At 38.9% G+C, this 24,040-nt stretch carries 17 protein-coding genes and 2 pseudogenes; 2 read left to right on the forward strand and 17 right to left on the reverse strand.

Annotated elements, in window-relative coordinates; all coding sequences use genetic code 11:
• Window positions 1-50 precede the first annotated feature (50 nt).
• Window positions 51-1,208, reverse strand: a complete 1,158-nt coding sequence (locus TM_RS03165) for an AAA family ATPase (protein WP_015646113.1) — start codon at window positions 1,206-1,208, stop codon at window positions 51-53.
• Window positions 1,209-1,463: 255 nt separating this feature from the next.
• Between TM_RS03165 and TM_RS03170 the strand changes: the two genes are divergently transcribed.
• Window positions 1,464-2,861, forward strand: coding sequence for an ATP-binding protein (locus TM_RS03170; protein ID WP_004081198.1), 1,398 nt, complete (start codon window positions 1,464-1,466; stop codon window positions 2,859-2,861).
• A 177-nt stretch (window positions 2,862-3,038) separates the two neighbouring features.
• The gene (locus TM_RS09780) at window positions 3,039-3,128 is read left to right on the forward strand and encodes a hypothetical protein (RefSeq protein WP_321162763.1); all 90 of its coding nucleotides are present in this window, start codon (window positions 3,039-3,041) and stop codon (window positions 3,126-3,128) included.
• A gap of 598 nt (window positions 3,129-3,726) precedes the next feature.
• Here TM_RS09780 and TM_RS09610 read toward each other — a convergent pair.
• The 16 genes and pseudogenes from TM_RS09610 to TM_RS03245 all read right to left on the reverse strand — a co-directional run bounded on the left by TM_RS09610 (window position 3,727) and on the right by TM_RS03245 (window position 24,029).
• Window positions 3,727-6,099 carry an AAA domain-containing protein gene (locus tag TM_RS09610; RefSeq protein ID WP_228378911.1) on the reverse strand — a complete coding sequence of 791 codons (2,373 nt, stop codon included), beginning with the start codon at window positions 6,097-6,099 and terminating at the stop codon, window positions 3,727-3,729.
• Window positions 6,100-6,663: 564 nt separating this feature from the next.
• Window positions 6,664-7,596 (reverse strand): annotated as a pseudogene (locus TM_RS09615) (DUF4011 domain-containing protein); the annotation flags it as partial.
• 140 nt (window positions 7,597-7,736) lie between these two features.
• Window positions 7,737-8,930, reverse strand: coding sequence for a glycosyltransferase family 4 protein (locus TM_RS03180; protein ID WP_004081194.1), 1,194 nt, complete (start codon window positions 8,928-8,930; stop codon window positions 7,737-7,739).
• A 116-nt stretch (window positions 8,931-9,046) separates the two neighbouring features.
• Window positions 9,047-10,486, reverse strand: a complete 1,440-nt coding sequence (locus TM_RS03185) for a lipopolysaccharide biosynthesis protein (protein ID WP_004081192.1) — start codon at window positions 10,484-10,486, stop codon at window positions 9,047-9,049.
• A 108-nt stretch (window positions 10,487-10,594) separates the two neighbouring features.
• Window positions 10,595-11,503: pseudogene (locus tag TM_RS03190) on the reverse strand (glycosyltransferase); the annotation flags it as partial.
• Window positions 11,449-11,610, reverse strand: a complete 162-nt coding sequence (locus TM_RS09795) for a glycosyltransferase (protein ID WP_024103724.1) — start codon at window positions 11,608-11,610, stop codon at window positions 11,449-11,451. The gene TM_RS09795 and the pseudogene TM_RS03190, both read right to left, overlap by 55 nt.
• Window positions 11,611-11,791: 181 nt before the next feature.
• Window positions 11,792-12,958: a glycosyltransferase family 4 protein gene (locus tag TM_RS03200; protein ID WP_004081188.1), complete on the reverse strand. Its 1,167-nt coding sequence runs from the start codon at window positions 12,956-12,958 to the stop codon at window positions 11,792-11,794.
• Between the two features lie 533 nt (window positions 12,959-13,491).
• Entirely contained in the window at window positions 13,492-14,538 is a 1,047-nt protein-coding gene (locus TM_RS03205) for a glycosyltransferase (RefSeq protein WP_004081185.1), read from the reverse strand.
• Window positions 14,539-14,653: 115 nt separating this feature from the next.
• Complete coding sequence (locus tag TM_RS03210; RefSeq protein WP_004081183.1) at window positions 14,654-15,805, reverse strand: hypothetical protein; 1,152 nt, start codon at window positions 15,803-15,805, stop codon at window positions 14,654-14,656.
• Window positions 15,798-16,943: an alkaline phosphatase family protein gene (locus TM_RS03215; RefSeq protein ID WP_004081181.1), complete on the reverse strand. Its 1,146-nt coding sequence runs from the start codon at window positions 16,941-16,943 to the stop codon at window positions 15,798-15,800. The genes TM_RS03210 and TM_RS03215 overlap by 8 nt, the downstream gene beginning before the upstream one ends.
• A 4-nt stretch (window positions 16,944-16,947) precedes the next feature.
• A complete protein-coding gene (locus TM_RS03220; RefSeq protein WP_004081178.1) occupies window positions 16,948-18,123 on the reverse strand; it encodes a glycosyltransferase family 4 protein in 1,176 nt (391 codons plus the stop codon).
• A 34-nt stretch (window positions 18,124-18,157) separates the two neighbouring features.
• A complete protein-coding gene (locus tag TM_RS03225) occupies window positions 18,158-19,219 on the reverse strand; it encodes a glycosyltransferase (protein WP_004081176.1) in 1,062 nt (353 codons plus the stop codon).
• Window positions 19,216-20,472, reverse strand: coding sequence for an O-antigen polymerase (locus TM_RS03230; protein ID WP_004081174.1), 1,257 nt, complete (start codon window positions 20,470-20,472; stop codon window positions 19,216-19,218). The genes TM_RS03225 and TM_RS03230 overlap by 4 nt, the downstream gene beginning before the upstream one ends.
• A gap of 10 nt (window positions 20,473-20,482) precedes the next feature.
• Entirely contained in the window at window positions 20,483-21,520 is a 1,038-nt protein-coding gene (locus TM_RS03235) for an SDR family oxidoreductase (protein WP_024103721.1), read from the reverse strand.
• Window positions 21,520-22,824: a glycosyltransferase family 4 protein gene (locus tag TM_RS03240; protein WP_004081170.1), complete on the reverse strand. Its 1,305-nt coding sequence runs from the start codon at window positions 22,822-22,824 to the stop codon at window positions 21,520-21,522. The genes TM_RS03235 and TM_RS03240 overlap by 1 nt, the downstream gene beginning before the upstream one ends.
• Window positions 22,803-24,029 (reverse strand): sugar transferase, encoded by a 1,227-nt coding sequence (locus TM_RS03245; RefSeq protein ID WP_004081168.1) that lies wholly within the window; start codon window positions 24,027-24,029, stop codon window positions 22,803-22,805. The genes TM_RS03240 and TM_RS03245 overlap by 22 nt, the downstream gene beginning before the upstream one ends.
• Window positions 24,030-24,040: the final 11 nt, after the last annotated feature.

Genomic DNA, 24,040 nt, shown 5'->3' on the forward strand with positions numbered 1-24,040 from the left:
CTCGACAACCTCGACAAACTCGACAGACATCGAACGGGATCGACAAACCGTCAGATCTCCATGTAACTGAACTTTCCAGAGATCCTGTAGCCTTCCTTTTCAACAAGGAGTATCCGCTTTTGAAGGAGTTGATCCATGACTGAGTACGCCGTTGTTCGCTTGAAGCCCTCTTTCTGAAGTGTTTCTATGATCTTTTCTCTGGAGTAGACAGAACCTCTCAGGACTCGAATGGCCTTTTTCTGGTTTTCTGTCAGGTTCAGAGTCAGCCCGGTGTACTCTGATATCGTCCTGTTGATCGTGTTGATCAGATCCTCTTTACTCAACAGTTCCTTGTGAATGTTGTCGTAGATCGCCTTTGTCAGTATCCACAGGCCGTCTCTTGGGTTTCCATCGGAAAAATCGGCCACTATATCGAGCACTCCGTCTTCGATGAGTTCAATGTAAGATCCAAGCCTTTTGATGATCAACTCTTTGATCTCAAGTTTCTTCAGAGGCTCAACAAAAACGATGTCTGTGAATATGTTTTCCAGATTTCCTGCTTCGTTCCATCTCAGTCTGTCGGCAGCGTACTCTCGGTATATAGAAAAGGGAAGAGAAAGTATGACGACAAAGTCCTCCATGATGATGAAGTTCTTTATCGAATCTATCACCCTGAGAACGTCTTCTTTCTTTTCCTTGTCCAGTTCGTCTATGATCAGAAGGAATTTTCCTTTTCTCTGAACCGTCTGTTTTATCAGTTCTCCGAGCTTTTCTCTGGCTTTGAAGAAATTGAACCTCGGTCTGATCGATTTTTCATGTGTCAGGCTGGCGTTCACACCAAAGGAAACACCGAGGGAAAAGCCCTTTATGGTTGAAACTTCATCCGTTATCCACTTTCTAACCTCTTTTGCAAGATCCGACACTTCCTCCACCTTCTCCAGGGAAAGCGCCAGACTGTGCAGAAGATCGTAGAGTATACTCTCCATGGAGTCTCTGAGCGAGATGTTCACCCTGACCGTGAAGACTCCTTCCGGGTTCACGAAGTTGAGTACCGTCGTTTTTCCAATGCCCGTTTCTCCAGAAACACCCACGATCCCAAAAGGTTGATGAAGTGCTATTGAGTTCAGATAGTTTATCTCCCTGGCCCTGTTCACCAGATATTCTGATTCGCCTTCTCTGAGCGGTCTGTCCACCAGAACACTCAAAAGATCGGCCACCGTTTGCTTCACAAAATCACCCCTGTATTATTTTCTGTTTTGTTTAGATTATACTACAAATTCCTGTTACCGTCTCGACACCGTCGACAAACTCGACAGACACCGGACAGGTTCGACAGCTTTCTCAGGCGGACGTGACTTGAAAATCAAACACGTCGATATTTATCGAACCAATTCGATAAATTCGTACGTTTTTATCGAATGAGATAGATAAATTCGAACGAGTATGGTAAAATAAGATGAAATCTCTCCAGGGAGTGGTTCGCAGTGAGGATGGACGAGCTTTACATTATGAACCCCTGGTGGCGAGACCCAGAGATCATAAACACTGATCGGCACATATCGATGTTCGAAAACAGCACATTCAAATACTTTCCAGAAAATCTCTTCAAGAAGATTCCGCTGAACAAACCCGGGATATACACAATAAGAGGGCCTCGCCAGGTAGGAAAAACTACGTTCTTAAAACTCTACATAAGGAAGCTTTTAAGAGACGGTGTGAAACCATCGAACATTTTCTTTTTCACATGCGACGCCGTGAAAGATAGGTTCGAATTGATAGAAACGATGAAGGCCTATTTTCAGATTTTCGAAAGGAAAGCCGGTGAAACAAGATACCTATTCATAGATGAGATAACCGCGGTGGAAGACTGGCAGAAATCCATCAAATATCTGGTAGATATCGGTTTGCTTGAAAATTCCCTCCTCATACTCACAGGTTCCTCTGCTTTCGATCTGAAGAGATCGAGTGAAAGACTTCCAGGAAGAAAGGGTTACGGTGAAGACCTGGTGTACCTTCCTCTCACCTTCGGAGAATTTCTGGAAAGTCTTGGAATCTCAGTGGAAAGAATGTCAGTGGATGATATCTTCTTGAAAAGCGAGGAAGAACTTCGAATTCTGTATCTCAAGAACTCTTTTCTGAAGGAGTACTTCGTGAAATACCTGAACACAGGTGGATTTCCAAAAGTGATAGATGTTTTCCTGAAAGAAGGCAAGATCGACGAGATCACGAAAGGAGTTTTTCGAGATTTCATCCTGGGAGACGCGGAGAAATACCTGGGGTCGAGGATTAAGGTCATAGAGATCTTCAAAAAACTTCCAGATATAGTGGGACAGCGTTTTTCATGGAACTCCCTTGTTGACATATTCAGTGGCGCTATAGAAAGTGTTGACACGATTCAGAAATATTTCGAGTATCTTGGTTACAGCTTCATTCTGATGAACGTGTTTTTCGTGGATATTTCCAGAAAAACTGTCAGATTGAAGAAACAGAAGAAGACGTATCCCATCGATAGAGTTGTGGTCGATATCATTGAAGAGATCAGCGGAAAGCAGATCAAGCTTCCCCAGATTGTGGAGATGCTAACTCTGAGACATCTCATGGGAAACGGAAAGACCTTGCCGAACGGCATGAACCTTTACGACGGACCATTTTTCTGGTATTCGGATCGTGGCAATGAGGTAGATTTCGTTTTCGAACACGGAGATTCTCTCATACCGGTTGAAATCAATTTCCAGAACAACATACACAGGTCCGATTATGCTGGGATGAAGAAAGTCTTCAAGAAAGGAATCGTCATCACCCAGGATGCGATCTTCAGAGACGAAAACATCGTGGCGGTACCGGCATGGCTCTTCTTTGCAGTGTTTGAAGGAAACGAATAGTAACCTTTGTCTTCACGCTGTTCAAAGAAATCTCTGTTCTCAGTCCATAGCGCTCCCATAAATGTCGATCAGTTCCCACCGCCAGGGATAACGATCTCAGAAGCCCCGGTGAAAGCCGAGACGACGCAGTTGCAACAAGGCTGGTGAGCTTGCTGAAAAGATCGTCTGAGACTCGTGGTGCTCTTCGCTTCTCACGCAAAGAGAAAAATCACCGCCTTCAGTGATATCGATCTCCTTGTGGTTTATGATGATCCAACACAAAGATGATCGAAAACGGAGTGGTTATTTACAGGAAAGAAGATATTTGAAGAGATTCTATGTACTGTGTTCGAAAGAGACTGACCTACAGAAAGGTCAAATTTTGACCTGTGGATGGGTCAAATCGAACTATAGTTTCTCCGATGAAGTTCTACTAATGATTTCCAGAATTTTAAGTTCTGTATTGATATATGATACATCAGAATGGGAGTGGATGATAATACAACAAAAATTGAAGAAAGACTCTGCTATCTGATGGAACTGTGGAAGGTAGACTGTCTTCCTCTGGTTTCTACCGTGTCTTTGTAATTCTTCATCTCTCCCACTGGGATTTTCACAAGTACGGCAGTTGAAACTCTCTTTCGAGAAAATTATGCTGGACAGTATGGTGTTGTGCTCGCTGGTGTGATGAAACTATCTGGATGCTTTGGTATTGAAGATGGTTCAATTTATAAAGACGAAAAGAATCAAATATCTGTCCGATTGTGATAAGGCTTAGATACTGCTTTCGTTGCCCGGGGTTGATTGATATACTTTCTTGAGGACAAATTGCTGCACAGAAAGGATTAGTTAGGACTGCTCTCGCAAATGTGTGATAATTATCATTCTATTTTAAATGTTCAATAATGTTTTTTAACACTTTTTCGGGGTCTCTATACCACTCAATTGTCCACAGCCTCTTTAGCTTCCATCCCAAACTTTCAAGAACCTTAAACTTAAGGACTTCTCTATCAATCACATCCTGAATCATTGCGTGGTTTTTTCCGTCGTGTATAATACCTATTTTGTATCTTCCGGGATCTTCAGGATCCTCAATTCCAACACTCACCTGACATAGTCCCATTCCTATGTTGGTATCTGTCAGAAAACCTATATTATTCAACTGTCGAGCTATTGAGGTGGGAATGATATCATCTGATTCCCCATAAGATCTACAGAATTCAAGCTTACAGTTTTGTTCGGCGTATTTAAGGTAATTTCTAAGTGCCGCTACTCCTTTATTCTCAGAATTCGCTCTGGAAAGATCCTCAGAACGCAAACTGGTAACCAGTATGATTTGATAACGAGCTCTTGTGATGAGAACGTTTAACCTTCTCCAACCTCCTTCATTGTTCAAGGGTCCAAAATTGTAGAACAATTCCCCAGAAGGTGTTCTGGCATATCCAATGCTGATAATAATCGTATCTCTTTCATCCCCCTGAACATTTTCGAGTGATTTTATGAAAAATGGTTCGTTTGATTCTTTAAAAATGACATCCATAAGGTGTGGATACTCCATCAAACGCCTTTGAAGAAGATTTTCTATCAAATCACTTTGAGAGGTGTTCATTGTGACAACGCCTATCGAGCGATCTGGATGCTTTTGGAAATGTTCAATAACTATGTCCACCACTTTCAGGGCTTCCATCGTGTTCACTCTTTTCCCTGCGCGGTCCCAGGTGCCGTTTTCAACATAAACGAGTTTTATACCTTGATCAGAGTTTCTGTATTTTGGTGATGGAAAGGTTATCAGCGGGTTCTCTCCGTAAAAATAGTGATTTGAGAACGCTATCAAACGTTCATCACGACTTCGATAGTGCCATCTTAGATACCCCTGTTTGAACACACGCGGTAAAGCTATGCATTCATCGAGAAAAGAGTCAAGAGGTTCCCTTTCGTCTTCATCATCTTCCAGTTCATAATAGGATTTGAAAAAGTTAGTGGGAGGGAGTTGCTTTGGATCTCCTGCAACTATTATCTGTTTTCCGCGAACCACAGCAGAGATTGCTTCAGGAGTTCTTAGTTGTGACGCTTCGTCAAATATCACGATATCAAAATAGTTGATAAACTTGTCTAAGTCCAGAAAAGAAGAAACAGACAGTGGACTCATTAGAATGCAGGGTTTGACGAATCTGAGAATGTCAGATATTTCCAGGAGAAATTTCCTTATGGGTTTATGCCGCCGTTTTTTCTGGGTTTCCCTCATCAGAATACGTATCTGCTGCGAGTGATTTGTATCTGCAAGTATCGTTCGAAATTTCTTTGCGAGTAACGATTTCACATATTGCACCCATCTTTTTCTGAGTGCTTCTTCCGCCTTCTCAAGTGTCAAAATATCCTGTTCATATCTTTCACTTGAAAAGTCGCGGAGGTTTTTATCAAGAGTGCAAACATTATCTATCCATTGCTTGTAGAATGATTTCTCAAAAATTCGTCGAATATTTTTTACGTGTTCTTTTTCCACACTCCGTATGAAAGTCTTTAGCTCCATCTTCTCAAGACTTTCAAGTGTCTCTTGAAGCTGTATCCATTCGTGGAGTTTTGATTCATTGGCTATAAGATGATCTATTTTGCGAATAAGTTCATCAACAGGAGCTGTCTGAAGTGTTTTTTCGCCCACAAATCCATCTGGCCACAATCTGTTCAGATCTTCCATATATTTTTTCAATTGTGTGTCTTCAAGAATCTCAATTGCCCTTGAGATCAGATCTTTTGAAACCCTGGTGAGAATTAGATCGTTTTTGATGATCTTTATTGGAAGTTTTTTTCTAATTTTCAGCGCTATATCTAATTTTATGAGCGCAAAATCGATTTCTTCTAGTTCTTTCGTTCTGTATTCATCAAAAGAAAATTCCTGATCAGGAATCTTTTCCTTGAGATCGTTGTATTTTATTTCCGTGTCTATTAGATTCTTGGATATTTCATAGAGTCGTTGAATTTCTTCGAAGTTATGAGGATACCTGAGATTTCTGTTTACGAACTTCTTCCATTTCCAGTAAGATGGATTCAAAATACGTAACCAGCTTCTGGAAAAGCGTTCCACTGGCTGAAGGATCTCAGTCATTTCTTCAATTGATTTTTCTGTGTGCTGGAAATATTTTTTCATCAGAACTTTTCTTTTACGCAAAATCTCAACAATTTCCCTCAGTGTGGAAAGTTCTTCGATTTCAACTTGAAACCATCTACCCGGGAGCACGTCTACATTTTTCAGCGATTTCAAAAGATAGAGAATCTTTTGAAAATCTTCGAAGCGCAGATTTCCTATATCTGTAAATCCAGCCTTTTCCAGCATTTGTTTCATGTTCTTTAAATTCATCTTGACATACTCTAACATCTCTATCACTTTTAATGGATAAGAAAGGATGTTTTCTGAGAATTTGAACCCTTTCCAGGGGTGCTGAGATTCGTTGTATACATCGGCGAGCTGTTCCAGTTTTTCCATCAGTTGGAGAATTTTTTCAAATCTCTCTTTTGAAATCTCCGCTATCGATGAAAGATGGAGGGAGTGAATTACTGGATAGTCTTTTAACCCTTCCAATCTTGAAATGGCATCGTAGATGGACATTCCGAGCGGATGATCAGTTCTATGCAGAGAATTAAGAAGGTTGTTCAGATTGTTCTTCAAATGTTCAAATTGTTTCAGCAGATCTGCTGGCTGTTCAACATCCTGGAAATTTTGAAGAAGATCGATGGTTCTTTTTAGATCAAACATGAGCTCTTGTTTGGACTTTCTAGTGCTGTGAATTTCTAAACAGAATCTACCCAAACCAGCGTTTTTCAATCGATTGTAAACCACATCGAGAGCGGCCTTTTTTGCACTCACAAAAAGCACTGTTTTCTCACGAGCTACAGCATCCGCTATGATGTTGGCGATAGTCTGGCTCTTGCCGGTACCAGGAGGACCATGGATAACCACATTTTCTCCTTCTCTTACCATTTCTAGAATTTTTCGCTGACTCGAATCGGCTCTCAGAATAGGTACCAGAGGTACGGAGGACACAGACTCAGTACTGCTTTTGGAAAGAGATAGTACACCTGAGAAGGCATTTATTAAAGGATGTGTCAGCGCTTCCGTATTTTGCATCATCTTCCCCAGATCGCTGTACAGAACGAACATTTCCGGATTCAATGATATGATCCAACATTGAGGAATCACTTTCCAGATGGTGAATTGAGTCTTTAAATTTCCCAGATGTTCGATTATTTCATTAAAGTTTTTGGAATCAATCTCTTCTATCTGTGGTAAGGGAAGATCGTATTTCTCGCGAAATAGTAACTCCAAAACTGGATTAAATTGAATTCCTTCTCCAAAGAAGTTGATCCTGGATACCTGGTTTGTGTGTTTGTTCTTTTCAAATTCGCAGGGGACCATCACTACAGGAGCCGACAGGTATGGTGTTTTAAAACCAGGATCATTCCATTTGAGGACTCCAAAGGTCATGAACAGTGTTACAACCCCTTTTTCTTCAATAGAAAGTTTTGAAAGGGAATATAATCTGCTTATTTTTCTTACAATTTCCTCTTCGGTGCCTTCAAAATTTATTTCCCCAGGTTTTTCAAGAATGTATCTATCGGTTGTTAAATCATATTTGAAAACGGGAAGTTTTAATCCCCTTTTGACCAGCAAGTCGAAAAGGTCTGTCATCTCTGAATCCTTGATTAAAAGTTTCGATACCCGAGCACGATCTACTGCCAGCAAGGGATTTGACAAACTCAAATTTAACAGCCGTTCTCTCCATCTTTGAATCTGATCGAGAACCTTTTCTGTTACCCCAAACCTATCCCTCCATACTTTATTTAAGATTCTATCATGAAGCTTTTATTCCCCTTTTTGAAAACAATCCTCTGATCGTTGTCTTACGATTTCAGTACCACCCGTTTGTGCACATCTATTTCCTTTTCCACTATATTCCTCCAGGTGAATCCTTTCGCTCTTTCCAGGATTCTGTTTACATCGTATCCTTCATTCAAAACCTCAACCACTCTTCTTGCGAATCTTTCTTCGAATTGATCTCCTTCCTCGACAACGTACTCTGGAAAACCTATTGCTTCTGGAATTCCTCTGTTGCTACTTCCAATCACACATGTACCGCAGGCCTGTGCCTCGAGAATGACACAGGGCCATCCTTCATTTCTGCTTGGCAATACCATCACGTCCATTGCGTTCATGTACTTTGCCACATCTTTCTGTGGAAGTCTTCCTGTGAAGATGATGTTCAAGCCTTTCGTTTCTTTTTCGATCTTTTTTCTCAACGGCCCATCTCCAACTATGATGAAGAACGTTTCTGGTATCTCTTTTGCAATGAGATGGAATATCTCTCCCAGTTTATCTGCTCGCTTTATCGGTATGAGGTTTCCTACAAAGCCCACGTACTTGTAGCCTTCTCTGTGTATTCCAAGTTCTTTTCTTACAGCTTCTTTGTCCATGGGTTTGAATATCGTCTCATCGTAGCCGTTTGGAATCACAACAGCGTTTTTGCCGGAAAATCCTAAAGATTTTGCTTTTTCAAGAAGCGCCTTACTAACAAATATCGTTGCCGATGCGCTTTCAAGGATGGAGACGTATATCTCTTTTCTGTGTGGCATGAAAAGATTAACATCACTTCCGTGTAAGGTGACAATGAAAGGTTTTCTGTACTTTTCTGCTAAGATCTTTGCTGTCAAACCTGCTGGAACACTGTACATACCGTGAGCGTGTATCAGATCGTACTCATTAAGATTGAAAGCTTCTTCGATCATTTTCTTATATTCTTTGCAAAGTACTGTGAAGTAGTTGCGAAGAAGTCCATATTTAATGAGTCTTAGTAGATTTATTTCAATGGATACTGGATAAAATTTTACATTCTCGACCTCTTCTAAAGTTTTCTTGTTACTGTGACCTCGTAATAATTTTTCTAATAACGACGCAATTTTGCTATTGTGATGTCCTAATGAAATAGTATCGAGGTTTACATTGAAAGATTTATAGTGCCTCAATCTTTGAACAACAAAGATACCTGAATTTGAATTATTGTTCAAAGGGAAAAGATTGGTGATGATAAGAACTTTCATGTGAAGTACCCCCAGAAGTTCCTAATCTTTGTAATTAAACATTTAACACTTTAAAGTATTCTACCAGATTTGTGTGAAAAACGACGGATTCGAACGAAATATGTGGTAACCAAAACTCATTTGCGGTGAAAGGTGGTTTTCAAAAATTCTACACCGATGGACACTACTTTAAGGAATTCACTTTTGTAGGCAAAGATTGTGACAAAGACACCAAAAACAGATGAAAGAACAGGCAAGAGCAGATTCTGGGAGAATGTATGCAACACTGCCGAGAAGACAAAGAGTGATACAAGACAGTAGACTTTCTTCAGATCGTATGGAACAGGGTACAACTTTTTGGACACACTCGACTCGATAGCAAACACGATTATGAAAGATAGCCCCGTAGAAACAGCAGCTCCTTTGGCTCCAAGTGTGGGAACAAGAAGGAAATTCCCAGCAAGATTGAACAAAGCAGCTGCACCATCGCTCACGATGAACCAGTAGGTTTTCTTGGAAAAATCGATTCCCCTTGCGACAACAATGGCCATGGTTATCATCACAGGGTTTAATATCAGAAATGGAGAAATTGCCGCGGCTGGGCGGTAGGATCTTGCGAGCAGAAGGAAAATAACGTCCTTGAAGGAAAGAAGAAGAAAACCAGCGGAAAAGACAAGAAAGGCCATGTAGTCAAGAGCTCTTTTGAAGATCATTTTGTCTTCAGGATTTTTCTCGTACTGTTCGTATGCGAAAGGGTACCAGAGTGTGGAAAAACCAGTTGTAAGCAAGCTCATCGCTGAAACAATCTTGAATGCTGCAGAGTACAAACCGATATCAGAAAAACTCGTGTAAAGTCGAAGAACAAATCTGTCTATCCAGTTTAGAAGCCACAAAAGAAGACCTGAGAAAACGAAAGGATATCCATACTTTATGACCTCAAAAACGAGTTTTTTGTCTATTTTTACAGGAAACCAATAGGACCTTTCAAAGAGCATACCGACAGCAAGTGCCACAACGTTTGAGAAAAGCTGTGCGTAAAGCAAAGTGTAAAAATCACGGCTCACAAGTAAAGCGTAGAGAACAATAAAACCCATCTGACTCAAAGACTGAATTACCTGAATCGCAGAGAAAAGAATGGCTCTTCCCTTGGACCTTACGAGGTTCAAATTGAAGGTTTGGAAAATTCCTGTTATGAGCGTTGCGATCAAAATGACATGAGCTTTTGAATCAGGTGTTCCTACCAGAAATGTGTTTATGGAAGATCTGAAAATGAAAACAACAAGACTAAGCAAGATACTCAAAAGAACCGGTGGCATCACACTGCTCCACAAGAGAACTGGTTTTTCCTCTTCTGACTTTTGTGGAAAGAATCTGAGGAAAGAATTTGGAGTTCCAAGGAGGGCTACAAGAAGAAGGATGGAATACACTGTGGAGAACATGGTGGCTTTCCCAAACTCTTCGGGATTGATCATCCAGGTTGTGATGGGCGTGGTGAAGAAAGAAATGAGCGCTCTGAACCAAGTTCCAAGAGAAAAGGAGATGTATTTTTTCAAAAGATCTCGTTCGTTGGGAGTCATAGGGATCCTCCTTGCTTGGTATTGAAATTTATTTCTCACTTATCGTGATGTGTCCTTGTCTATGCTCGCTGAGAAAAAACTTCACAATTCTCTGCTCTTTGATCATCATCAATATTCTGGAGTTTTATCTCTCATGAGTTTTTTTATAAGCCTCCTGCACGCAGCTTTGAGTCTTGAAAGATGAAGCCAGATGGTAAGGAAAACGCGAGGAGAAAACCTAAACAATGAAAAGTAGACTCTGTCCTTTTTGGTGACCTTTGAAACCAGTCTCGTTATAGATCTGGCATCTCTTACCACCATCTGGAACAACCCGGGATGATGTTGCTCTAGCCCTTTTAGAAATTCCTTGATCGGAGATTTTTTTGAGTTTCTCAGCTGGAAAAAGACTAAGCCCAGAAAGTTGAAAATTGACCACTCAAGAACAGCTTGTAGTAACTCGCTCGTGGGTTCATCATCCGAGATCAATTCTTTCTGTTTTTCATAAAGTTGCTTGAGAGCAGGGTAGAAATCGAACTGCCTGAAATTGATGGTCTTAGTCAATGAAGCGGGACGCTGAACGTAGTACGACAACGTTTTACTAATCGCAAGCACTTTGGGATTCTTCAAAAGAACCCTCCATTCAAATTCAAGGTCCTCACCAGTGTAATATTTTTCAGCATAAAGGAAATCGTTCTGACTCAGAAAGTGTCGCGAATATGCAGCGCTGCCAGTCCACACCCACAACTGCTTTTCAATTAGGATTTTTCGAAGAATGGCAATCCCATCCAGTAAATCATACGAATCGGTAAGCCTCCATGGGAACTGCCAGCTCAGTGCAGAACCTGATTCGTCAACCACTAAAAAATTCCAACAGAAGACATCTGCCTGGGCTATGGACAAGGCTTTTTTCAATTCTTCAACCAAAATCGGGGCTACATAGTCGTCCCCATCGAGGAAGATCACGTACTGTCCCTGTGCTTCTTTCAATCCTCTGTTTCTCGCTGAACTTGGGCCACCGTTTTCTTTTGTGATGACTTTGTAGTTGCTAAAACCGCTGTTGGAAAGTACTTCATAAGCACTTCTTTCGTTCGATCTGTGGAACCATCGTTAACAACTATTATTTCCAGATCCATATCTGTCTGCAAAAGTACGCTCTGTTAAAGCCCTGACTATGTATTTTTCCACATTATAAGCGGGTATTATGAAACTCGCAAACACATCCATTGCCATCCTTCGTAATTACTTCCGGACCAATCTGAGTGATGGGAAAGTTCCGAAAGCACTGAATATAACTGGTAATGAAAAATTCTACCACTCCTACAGACTTCAGAGAACATTTCCCTTAATGCGAAACTTCTTAGACCCTTTCTTTTTCTCCAAAAGCTCAAGATACAGTTTCTCATATTCTCTGACGGTTCTTCTGATATCGAACCTTTCCGCTACTAACTTCCTTCCATAATCCGACAGTTCAGCGCGTTTTTTCTCATCTCTTGCAAGCTCAACAATCGCTTTTGCAAGCGCATCCACATCTTTCGGAGGAACGAGTATTCCAGCTCTTCCTCCTTCAAGAATTTCTGGTATTCCCCCAATGGCCGTCGCTATCACTGGAAGTCCAGCCGCCATTGCTTCCGCCACTACCAATCCGAACCCCTCGTAGTCAGAGCTCAGCACAAATATATCAGCCTGTGAAAGCAACTCTGGTACGTCTGATCTTACACCGAAGAACTTGACCTTCTCTTCCAAACCAAGCTGTTTGACAAGTTCTTCTATGTCTCTTCTCAGCTCTCCATCACCTACGAGCCACAACTCAAGGTTTGGACAAGACTGGACAGCTTTGCTGAAGGCACGAACCAAAAGTGCGTGGTTCTTTTCCCTTGAGAGCCTTGCGACATTAATCAGTATGGTTTTATCCCTATCCACTCTTTTCGGTTGATCGATCGAGAATTTTTGCACATCTATTCCGTTATAGATGACTGGCGTTGAAATTTTACGACCGTATAGCTTCTTGACACTTTCTGCCACTTCTTGTGAAATGCTCACTGGTACAAAGCCGAAGAACTTGAAAGCGATTCTATTGAAAAACCTTGTTATACCTTTTGCATCTTTTTCTGCAACAGTATGAATTGTATGGACTTTGACGGGTATGCGACAGAGTAAAGCTGGTATTAGGGCAATTCTAAGAGCAGAGAGGTGGGAATGTATGATGTCTGGCCTGATCTCACGGAGCAGGTTATATGTTCTTCTCATATTCTTAATAGCTCTCAGTAATCGTCTAATTACTTTGGAGGGAGCGATCGCCTCGTAATCAAGTACAATCGTGTAAACCTGGTAACCTTTACTTGTAAGCTTTTCAACTAAAAAACTGTCCGTTCCTGTTATTCTCATGACAGCTACGTCAAACCGGGATCGATCAGCAAATTCAACCATGTCCGAGACTAACTTCTCGGCCCCTCCAACTGCTAAACTAGGAATGATGTGAAGTACTTTGATCATAATTCAGTTTTCACCTTCCTTTCTAGCTCTATCGCCCTAAGACTTGTTCCATACCCACGTTTGAACGTACCCAACACGAATGGCGTTTCTACCTCTCAGTTTCCACGCATTCGGATAGTGTCATATCGGTTGTGTAAACCTTGATACTTGTTTCAGTGAGCATCTCTTCCTCTGGCCAGTACGTGTCCTGGATGACATTTAGCACGCTGACTTCAAATTTCGATCGATCTGAGAACCCTGCCAGATCAGTCACTAACTTTTCGACACCACCTGCGGCAGGGGAACCACACGGAACAATTTTATCATCCCGACTGCTTCCCGCTGTCATCCTGCGGAAGAACCGTTTCGATCTTCTTACTCCAGTACCGGATCACGGATGAAAGGTATTTCTTGATCCTTTATAAGCGGGAATTACGAAGCTTACGAACATGCATCCAACACTTCCTTCTTCTCTTTAGTTACTGATATCTCTCCCGCGAACTCATTTTACTTAAGACTCAACCAGAAGACTCTTTTGCTCTTAGAACAACCGTTCAATCACGCCGAAAGGCCTGTATAATTTGTTCGTAAAGCTCGGTCTCTCTTTCGACGACCTTCACCCATGTGAATCCTTTTGCCCTCTCCATGAGCCTGTTCATATCGTATCCTTCTCTTAAAACCTCAACCACTCTTTTCCCAAACCTCTCTTCAAATTTATCTCCTTCCTGAACAACGTACTTTTCGAATCCTATTGCTTCTGGTATCCCACCATTACTACTTCCAATCACACATGTACCGCAGGCCTGTGCCTCGAGAATGACACAGGGCCATCCTTCATTTCTGCTTGGCAATACCATCACGTCCATTGCGTTCATGTACTTTGCAACTTCCACCTGCGGCACCCTTCCAGCAAAGACAACATCGAGCCCTTTCATCTCTTTCAGTATTTTATCTCTCAATGCCCCATCTCCAACGATCAGAAATCTTGTGTTTGGAAGTTCTTTTGCTATTTTTCTAAATATCTCAGGCAGTTTATCTGCCCTTTTTATGGGTATCAGATTTCCGACAAAACCCACGTAGTGTGTGTTTTCTTTGTATATTCCAAGTTCTTTTCTCACGGTGTTTTTGTCCATGGGTTTGAACACATCCGGGTCGTACCCGTTTGGTATCACAGTTGCGTTTTGACCAGAATAGCCAAAAGATTTTGCCTTCTCAAGAAGTGCTCTGCTTACAAAGATGCATCTTGCGGCGTTTTCTAGAGTTTCCAGGTATATATCTCTCACATCTAATGGTTCTTTGAAAATAGATAATTTTAACTTCAACCTTCTTAATTCAAGCAAAACATAAGCAATAATCGCCACATCGCTAGTGGATAAAACGAAGAAAATGTTTGGTTCTCTAATCAGAAATAGACTTCCCAGCACCACTAGTTTATGTTTTCTGAATAAGGCATACTGCATTATAACTAAAAACGTTACAACTACCCCATAAAGCGTTCTGATGAGAGGAGGTTGCTCCGAATATTTTAATTCTAGTAACAAAACAGACATAACCATAATCAATAAATGTCCTATTCTTTCTTTTATCTTTGTCGTGTTCATCAACAAAATCTCCTCCTGTAAAAAGATTCCAATCAGGGAAGTAACATCGTAGTTTTTCGATATTATAAAAGTTCTTTATCTTGAAATTAATGAAGTGTTAGAGTGTGAATTCTTATTAGTTTCGCTTATTTATTTTCAAATGTTGCGCATATGGAAAGTAATATTTATATATTCTCTCTATCATCTTTTCATCTAAAGTAATGTTTTTACCTGATATTTCTTGTAGTAGTTCTGATTTATAGTTTGCTTTTTCACACAATTGAATATGCATAAGAGCGTACAGAAGCTCTATTGGGAAACTTCTTGCCAAGAAGCTTACAGGTATATTTTTAATATTCCAGATAAAGAACTTTAGAAATCCAAAACCATTTATTCCTTTTTCAAAAAATCCCCTTGTATTCAAGAATTTATTGAAACACTCTATCTTATTATTGCATTTAAAAAAATCCTTTAAAAAATCAAGCAATATCATTTCAGAAAAAAATAAATACTTTTCTAGCATGTCATAAAGCGCTTGATCATTTATAAAGGATTCATACAATGGTTCCAGTTTGAGAAAAGTACACTTACCAATAAAACTAACAAAATTCTCTATGTCTTCCTTTTTCCAATGCGGTAAAATTTCAAATGAGTGCTTCTTAAGATAGTCATACCTTTTTCTATATGATGGTATAAAAATGCCATTTTTATAGAGTATAGCTGTCAAAAGATCTAAGGAATTTCTTATAACAGAATAAAACCTACATTGGTGTGTTTTACATTTTCGAATCCCCCAAAAGACAGAATAATGTCGATAGAGAAGAATATTGTGGATATCCTTCAATCTAATCTTTCTCTCTCCAAGGTGTTGTTTCTGAATATTATCAAATGGGAGATTGCCGTATAGAATGCAAGAATTGGTTAGGGTTTCCCACATCAAAACTGTATTTGCTTCTTTTAATACTTCCGGATTTACGATTGAAAAATCAACATGAAATGACTCTGATAAAAAAGGAAAATGCCTAATTTTATCTTCTATTATCCATTTTAAAATGTTCTTTCTCAAAATACTAAGTCTTTTCGTAGAAATAACGATAAACTCTAGATCACCAAGAATTTCATACCCTCCGGGTGTTTCGAGAATAGTTAATTCTCCTCTTCCACCGCTACCTGTGAGAAGCAAAACGACAACATTTTCTTTTCCACAAGCGGATAATAAAACCTTGGCAATCTGTTTTATAAAATCTTTTAATGTATCAGGGTAGTTTAATTCTTCCAACCTAAACATTTCTATTTGCCTCCAATATATGTTTAATGATTCTGCTAAAATCTATAGAATTTAAATATTTTGGAGGATTTCCTTGAAAAAGATTATCGATTTTGAAAGCCCTTGAGAACGCAGCGATACCATGCTGGCGTTCAAATTCAGGCAAATAGCCATGATATCCTTTCATTACACTATAACCAAAATAATTTGGATGAAATGTAAAACCTTCATTCAGAACGAATATCACATGCCCGTGTTCTTCATGCACTACACCAAATTTTTTCCTATCGTTTGATGATAAAATTTTACCTGGTAATTTGTTTAAGAATTCCTCTATCTCTAAATAGAGAAAGCTGTCAAAAATCCACGCTCTGAAATATAGACTGTCGTAGAAATAAACAATATATTTACCAAAAAATTTTCCAAAATAATGTTCAAAATCGGATAAATTAACCTTTGCTTTGTAAGGAGACATTCCATGATCAGAGAAAAGGATTACATGAAATCCATTTTCCTTGAGGAATATCAATAAGTCTAAAAGTTTTTTCGCAAATAGATCCAAGAAGTAATCGTACTCAGGGGATTCGGGACCATATTTGTGACCTATGTGGTCTATTATATTTATCGTGAAAAGAAGCGGATGATCTGTGTTCTTTGCTATGTTAAACATTTTGTTGAACATAGTTTCCATTCTTTTTTCTTCATTTCTTGGCAGCGTCCTATCCAATTCTTCAATATAACCTCTGAACTGAGTATTGTACAGTATAAAACCTTCCTTTGCTAATTCTCGAAATGCATATGTTCCCTTGCGCAAGAAATATTTTCTTCTTCCAAGAGGAATCATATCTTCTAACCTCAGAATGATCTTCCTATAACCTTTTCGGATAAGATTGAGTTTTAATTTCCACAGAATACTATCTATTGTCTTATGAAAACGAAATTTGATAGTATCAAATTTCGTAGAGCATCCGAGACTCCATTCACCGAAGAATCCCACATCGTCAGGTGTTTTTCCATAAAGCAGTTCATAGTGTTGATTTACACTATAACCAAGCCCAGGTATCAGTCTGTATAGATTCAATATTTGACCAATATTTCTGCTTTTGAAATAAGGTAGCGCATCAATAAATAAAATGGCTAATTTACCTTTGTTGTTCATATTTCTACCTCCGAAGAATACTTTCGAGAGTTTCCAAAAATCTTTTCTCAAAAGCCAAGATTGAAAATTCTTTGAGAAATCTATCACGTGCATTTTTGGAAAAAACGTCTCGAAGTTCTTTGTTTTGAATTAGTTCACACAGGGCACTTGCCAACTCTCTCTTATCTTTTTTCACCACAAAACCTGTCTCTCCATTTTTCACTATCTCACCACTACCACCAGCATCAGTTGTAACCACGGGTTTTCCAATCATAGATGCTTCAAGTAATATTGTAGGAAAAGGGTCATCTTCAACAGATGTGGAAATAACAATGTCTGCTTTCAACATTTCATCAATTATATTTGCACTAAATCCTTTAAAAAATACTTGCTTTTCTAGATTCTTCGATCTCACAAACTGTTTCAATTTCTTGAAGTATTTATAGTCCTGCTTTGACCGCGGCTCTCCAAAGAACCAGATTTCGAAATTTCGAACACCTCTTTTGACCAAAAGATCTACAGCTTTCAAAGCAAGGTGCTGTCCTTTCCAGTATGTGATGAAAGCAGGATGAATTATTAAAACCTTATTATTGTTATACTCGTATCTTACATTTTCTTTTTCAATAGCATTCAACTCGTCAGGTATACCATTATGAACAACATACAATTTCTGTTGTACGTCTTTCAGGTGTTTATTGGCCAAATGTTTTGAAACGCAAATAACAGCATCTACAAACTTCAAATAAATTTTATCTAAAATTAGTTGACGTATAATGCTACGTTGGTAACCGTGTTCATGCCAAATAACCACTGCTTCACATGGTTTCCCATAAGTGCGAACCGTTTCATAGTATAGTACCAAAGATCTCAAGTTGTTCAGATATATAATATCCGGCTTAAGAATGCGCAAATAATCCCAGAATTTTTTGGATAAAATCTTGATTTTTCTAAGATTTTTAAGTAGATGATGTGGTAATTGGAATCTCCTTCCTGCTATAACAATGCTGTTTTCACTTAAATCAGGAAAGTTCATAATACTTATGTTAAAATTAAGGTTTCTCAATTTTTCATAAAGAATTCCCCTGGAACCTAATAAAACATATAACTCAAATCCTGTTTTTTGAAAAATTTGACTTACCAAAAAGAAGATTTTTTCGGCTCCACCCCATTCTCCAACGGGATTTACAAGCAATACTTTCATATTCATCCTCCCAAAAGGTTAGTTTTTTATCACATTAAGCATGATCAATATTTATAATTTCTTTAAATATTTTTAAATAAACTTCATAGTAAAAAGTTTCGAGAAAAAATTGACGAGATCTTTGAGAGTAATTTTCTAAATCTTTCTTTATCTTAATAATCTGATCTAAGGTCATATCAAAGTTTAATGGCAAATAGACAATCTCGCCTGTTTTACCTGCTTCCACAAATTCCGGGAAACTACCTATGTTACTTGCTATCACAGGTGTTCCAAACATGTATGCTTTTGGTAAAACACCGCTTTGAGTTGACCTTCTATAGACGTTCCAAATGCAAAAACTTTCTTTATAGGCTCGGTTTATCTCAGAATTTGGAAGAGGTCTTCCATGGGCAATTTTTAAAATTTCCTTCTCAATCATTTCTTGTAAAATTTTGTCTTTTTTTAATAGTCTGCTCAGATCAGTACGAGTCGCTATTTGGAATTTCATATCTACTCCCTGTTTGTAGATATGCTTTATCAATTCAATGTAAACGTCGAAAGCATGTCCCTTCACAGCATGTCCTATGTAGGAAAAATACTGTTTCTTTGTGATATCCACTTCTTCATCCAGTTCATCGTCGAACAACAATGGGATCATTAAAACATTTTCATTGTATTTGATATCTTTGTTCTTGTATAGGTTCAATGCGTACTTCGATGGTACAATCACAAGATCTGAATTCTTAAGCAATCTTACCGAGAAAAAGTGAGCAATTGTTGCCTTCAATGCTTGTTTTATGCCTTCCTTTAGATACTGTCTAAAACTTTCCCATGGTTCATGATAAAGGTAAATAACCTTTGAACCTTTTCTTTTTAAAATCTGAGCGTATTTGTGATTAATTGTGGAAACATTAACAAACAAGATAATGTCCGTGTTCCCAATAGATTCTTCGGGATACCATATTATTGGGAATTCTATATCTTTTATCATTCTTTTGTATTCTTTATGCAACCAGAGAAATACATCATATCCAATTTCACGGAATAATTTGGCATAGGCAATAGTATGAGATAAATGTCCTGGCGAAAAGTTCAAAGAAGATATAATCGCTTTCAAAATTCATTCACCACCTTATTATATAAATATAAGCTTATTCCAGCAATAAATGCTATGTAGGACGTTGCAAGCGACTCAGAAAAAGTTAGAAAAATGAACATGACAAAAAGCTCTATTAAATAATTTCTTAATTTCTTTTTTTTAATACGAAACACCGATAAGATAAAAATGCTCAATATGCTAGCAGAAAACAAAAGCCCAAAAATCCCAGAATCGTAAACTGGAGAAAATATACTCCCAGTAGGGTAAATAGGAACCCCAGAGCCGAAAACGTTTCCAGAAACAAATGAACTGAAATTCCTAATAAAACCACTCAATCGGCTTTTAAAACTTTGATCAACAATAAAGATAAATAGTGAACGATTTTCAAGCATTTTGCTTATATAGTAACCAACTTTGCCAAAATTGGAGAAATCATGTTTTGTGACAAAGTTCATCAATAATGGAAGAAATAATATCAGAGTTACAATCAAAACACATATTAATATTATCTTTTGTACTTTTCCAAAATTAGATTTTCTTGCTGACAAAAAAAGCTTTATCAAAAAATAAATTATGACCAAAACAAAACCCGTTAAACTTGCACTTGCTAGTATCATTACAAGTGCAAATAAGGTTAAAATCATAGCTTTAACAGGTTTGATACTTCTAAGGTTTTTGTAATAATCAATCATCAAGAGAAAAAAGATACAAACCTTTGCCATATAGGCTGGCTCAGGAGCAAAGCCTATGGCAAAGTTTCTTCCGTAGACAATTGTATTTCTGGGTAATACGAAGTCGATCAAAACTTTTTTTGTTATAACCTGTGCTATCACAATCATAAACCACAATAAAATTGAAAAACTCAGAATATTTGGTGAAAATCTTTCAAAGTAGATTATTACGATAGGTATTATGATCATGAAATTTATATATTTAAAAATAGTACGCAAATAGAATGTTAATTCTCCACCCTGAAAAATGAAAAATACTGTGACATTAAGAATACAGATTAAAGATAAGAATATTATCATCAATGTTATTTTGTGAAAATGAATATTTCGATTTTTAACCAAATTAAATATAAGTAAAAGTGATCCTACCAATACTGCCCATGGTTGACTGTCAGAAGATGCAGGTAGTCCAAATGTGACATATGGGAAAAGCACTGTTACGAAGAATAGGTTTACCAAAAAGTTTTCTAAACTTATTTTCCTCTTTGTCTTATACAATTGCTTTTCCATAGAAAGCATATGAGAAGACATTTCGTTCATTCTGATGTATTCACCTCACAGCCGAGCTGACGCCTGGTCCAAATTCAGCAGATTTTTTTATAAGTTCCCAATTTTGCTTAAACCATTCTACAGTCTCAGCGAGCCTTCCGTCGAAATCTGGATCAGGATTAAAACCAAGGACTTTCTTTGCTTTTTCGTTGGATGCGAGCATTCTTGGCTTGGTATCCCATTTTCTTCGTGGTTTGAAAACAATACCAGCGGTATTTCCGGTGAGTTCGTTCACTTTCTCGGCGAGATACTTTATCTTCACTTCCCTTCCGGCTGCGAGATTGAAAGCCTCACCTATGGCTTCTCTGTAATATCCCATCCTCAACAATCCGTCAACAATATCACCTACGTAAGTGAAATCCCTCGTCTCTTCACCCGTACCTGTGATGGGTAACGGTTTACCAAGCATTGCCCAGTATATGAAATTTGGGATAACGTTCCTGTACTGTCCAGGGACTTCGCCGGGGCCAAAGGAGTTGAAGAAGCGTGCTTTTGTAATGGGAATGTCGTACATTTTGTAGAAGTAATTGCAGTAAAGTTCCCCCAGAGCCTTCGTAATCTGATAAGGCGTGCTCATCCAGGAGGATATAGGCAGATCTTCCTTGAAAGGCATGGGAGCATCGCTAGGATAAATGGAACAGCCTGAAGATGCATAGACGAACCTTTCAACTTTCCCATATATTCTGGTGTATTCCAGAAGTTTCAAAGTGCCAAATCCATTTACCCAAAGATCCTTTTCAGGATAATCAACGGAATTCTGATTGGCAAAAAATGCCGCAAGGTGAAATATTATCTCCGGTTCCTCGTTGAACACTCTCTTTAAGTCGACATCGTTTGTTATATCACCCTCTATGAACAGCAGATTCGGGGCATCTTGAGGAAGAAGCCAGGTATACCCGGAACTCAGGTTATCTATAACTATCACAAAAGCTCCTAAATCTAACAGTCTTCTAACCAGATTCGATCCAACCGCTCCAGCACCACCTGTGACAAGAACTCTCTTCCCACTGTAATAATCCAAGTACTCTGTTTTCCCCATCATTTATCCCTCCTCAGAGCATCCAAGAATATTTTTTCATATTTCTCTGCTGCTTTTCTGGAGGATAGATTTTCTTCTATGTATCTCCTACCATTCCTTCCTAATGACTCTCTTAATTCCGGGTTTTTATAAAGGAGAAGAATCTTCTCAGCCAAGGATTTATAATCACCAGCCGGGATGGCAAAACCAGCATTTGCCTTTTCCACAAGCTTTGGTGCATCACCCTCTAAATTCATGACGGCAATGACAGGTATACCTGCTGACATAATACTCAAAATCTTTGAAGGAACCACAGGAGTTTTTACATCTTTTGTTAACGTTGCTAGCGAAACATCAGATGAGTGAAGAACCAAAGGATAGATTTCTCTTGGTACTGAGGGAATAAATCTGATATTCTGTAGGTTCAAACTTTCTGCAAGTTTCTTTGATTCTTCAAGTCTTACACCGTTTCCTACGATGATGAAAACAATATCTTTATACTCTTTCAATTCATTCGCAGCTCTTATAATCACCTCCATATCTTGTGAAAATCCTAAAGTACCAGCAAAAGATACCACGAACTTTTCTGTTAATCCATGTTTAATGGAAAAGTCATTTATTTTGTCTCCTGGTTTTATTTCGTTTTCATCCACCCAGTTTTCCATGACAAGTACTTTTCTTCCATCTCCGTTTAAGACGGACTTCACAAATTCTTTATTCCTTTCAGAATGGACTGTTATTAAATCAGCAAGCTGATACGCTTTCTTCTCAACTTGTTTAAAAAGCCTTATGAGAAGAGGATTCTTCAGAATACCTAAATCTATCGCTGCTTGTGGAAATAGATCTTGCACGTTAAGCACAAAGGGAGCATCCTTCAATCTTTTTACTTTCCAAGCAGTTTTGTATAAAGTTATAGGAGGAGAGTAGACAAGAGAAACATCCACCCTTTTATTTCGAAGGTATTCTTTGGCATAACTAAACATCTTGAGAGCTATTTCGAAATGTTCAACACCTCTCCGTAACAATTGATGCCTTTCTATGTAAGGTAATCTGACTCTTATAACTTCGATATCAGCACAATCACTTATATTTTCGATAACAAATTTTTTATTCTTCATCCTTCTTAGATATTGGTTGTATGTTTCTTTCGGAATGTTATAACGTGGGATTCCAGTAAGAACGGTCACTTCATGTCCTCTTTTTGAAAGTTCTCTGGCCAGGTAGAAATAGAGGTGGGAAGCTGCTCCTATTTCTGGTGGAAAATAGTTGTTGATCAACAGAATCGATAATTTTCTTTTTTCTTTCACTTCGCCCCTCTTCTCCATAACACAGCCTCCAGTGTCTGCAGGATGATTCGAAGATCAAGAAAGATGTTTCTGTTCTTCACGTACCAGAGGTCGTAACTGAGTTTTTTCTTCACTTCTTCAAGATTGGAGGAATATTTGTACATGAGTTGTGCCCAGCCGGTGATACCTGGTTTTACCCTGTGTCTCAAACTGTAGAAAGGAATCTGCTTTTCGAAGATCTTTACGAACTCTTCCTGCTCTGGTCTTGGACCGACAACGCTCATCTCACCTTTCAATACGTTCACAAACTGAAGCGCCTCGTCTATTCTGAATGGTCTTATGATTCTTCCAATCTTGAGTATCCTGTCTTTTTCCTGGTCTGCGAACTTCGGTGTTTTCTCCTGCTTTTTCCTCATACTTCTGAGTTTTAGCATCGTGAATGTTTTCCCATCTTTCCCAACCCTCTTTTGCCTGAACACAACGGGCCTTCCATCTTCCAGGTATATAATTATACCAACAACGAGCATGATGGGGGAGAAGACAGCAAGGGCGATCAGAGAGACAGCGATGTCCAGGATTCTTTTTGCCGGTGAGTCATCATTCACAGCGCTGAAGCAAACCTCGTAGTACTCTCTGAACTTTTCCAGGACTTTCATGGGGATTCTCTTCAGGGTTTTTTCCACAAGGTTTGGCAGGTATTCCACACGTTCGATGTTCACCTTCTTCAGAACGTCTTCGAACTCTGGGTCTGCAAGAAGGACTCCGTCGTAATGGACGAGTTTTCTTTTCAGAACTTCAACCGTTGGGTTTATGTACTCTGCAAAGCGGTACTTTCCCGTCGTTTTTTCTTCTATTTCTTTCAGGATGGGTTCTATTTCTTCTTTTCTTCCCACGACAAGGAACGTTTTTGTGGGCTGGTTTTTGATGAGGAGTTTTCCAAGAAGGGTGTTCAGAGGAGGGATCAAAACGACAGAGACCAAAAAGTTGTAGAAGAAGTTGTATCGGGTGATGTCTTTTTCGAAGAGGGGATAGAAGAAAAGGATCAGTATGAAAGAAAAAAGAGTGCCAACAGTTGTTCTTATGATTTGTTCGTTGTAGTTTTGAACATTTTCAAGGTCGTAGAGCCTGAAGGCAAAGAAAGAAAGTGTCATACACAGCGAAAAGAGTATTCCCACGTACCAGTTAAAAAAAGGGAGGTTGAGTGCAGAAAGCACCACAAGATCGAAGACAATCAGTTGATACAAAACATTCGCCT

It is taken from the genome of Thermotoga maritima MSB8, assembly GCF_000008545.1.
GTDB classification, from domain to species: domain Bacteria; phylum Thermotogota; class Thermotogae; order Thermotogales; family Thermotogaceae; genus Thermotoga; species Thermotoga maritima.

Coding starts and splice junctions, on each gene's coding strand:
- TM_RS03230 (WP_004081174.1), bottom strand. CDS start 20,472: ATGAACGAAATGTCTTCTCATATGCTTTCTATGGAAAAGCAATTGTAT.
- TM_RS03235 (WP_024103721.1), bottom strand. CDS start 21,520: ATGGGGAAAACAGAGTACTTGGATTATTACAGTGGGAAGAGAGTTCTT.
- TM_RS03240 (WP_004081170.1), bottom strand. CDS start 22,824: ATGGAGAAGAGGGGCGAAGTGAAAGAAAAAAGAAAATTATCGATTCTG.
- TM_RS03220 (WP_004081178.1), bottom strand. CDS start 18,123: ATGAAAGTATTGCTTGTAAATCCCGTTGGAGAATGGGGTGGAGCCGAA.
- TM_RS03215 (WP_004081181.1), bottom strand. CDS start 16,943: ATGAACAACAAAGGTAAATTAGCCATTTTATTTATTGATGCGCTACCT.
- TM_RS03210 (WP_004081183.1), bottom strand. CDS start 15,805: ATGTTTAGGTTGGAAGAATTAAACTACCCTGATACATTAAAAGATTTT.
- TM_RS03185 (WP_004081192.1), bottom strand. CDS start 10,486: ATGACTCCCAACGAACGAGATCTTTTGAAAAAATACATCTCCTTTTCT.
- TM_RS03180 (WP_004081194.1), bottom strand. CDS start 8,930: ATGAAAGTTCTTATCATCACCAATCTTTTCCCTTTGAACAATAATTCA.
- TM_RS03200 (WP_004081188.1), bottom strand. CDS start 12,958: ATGATCAAAGTACTTCACATCATTCCTAGTTTAGCAGTTGGAGGGGCC.
- TM_RS03205 (WP_004081185.1), bottom strand. CDS start 14,538: ATGAACACGACAAAGATAAAAGAAAGAATAGGACATTTATTGATTATG.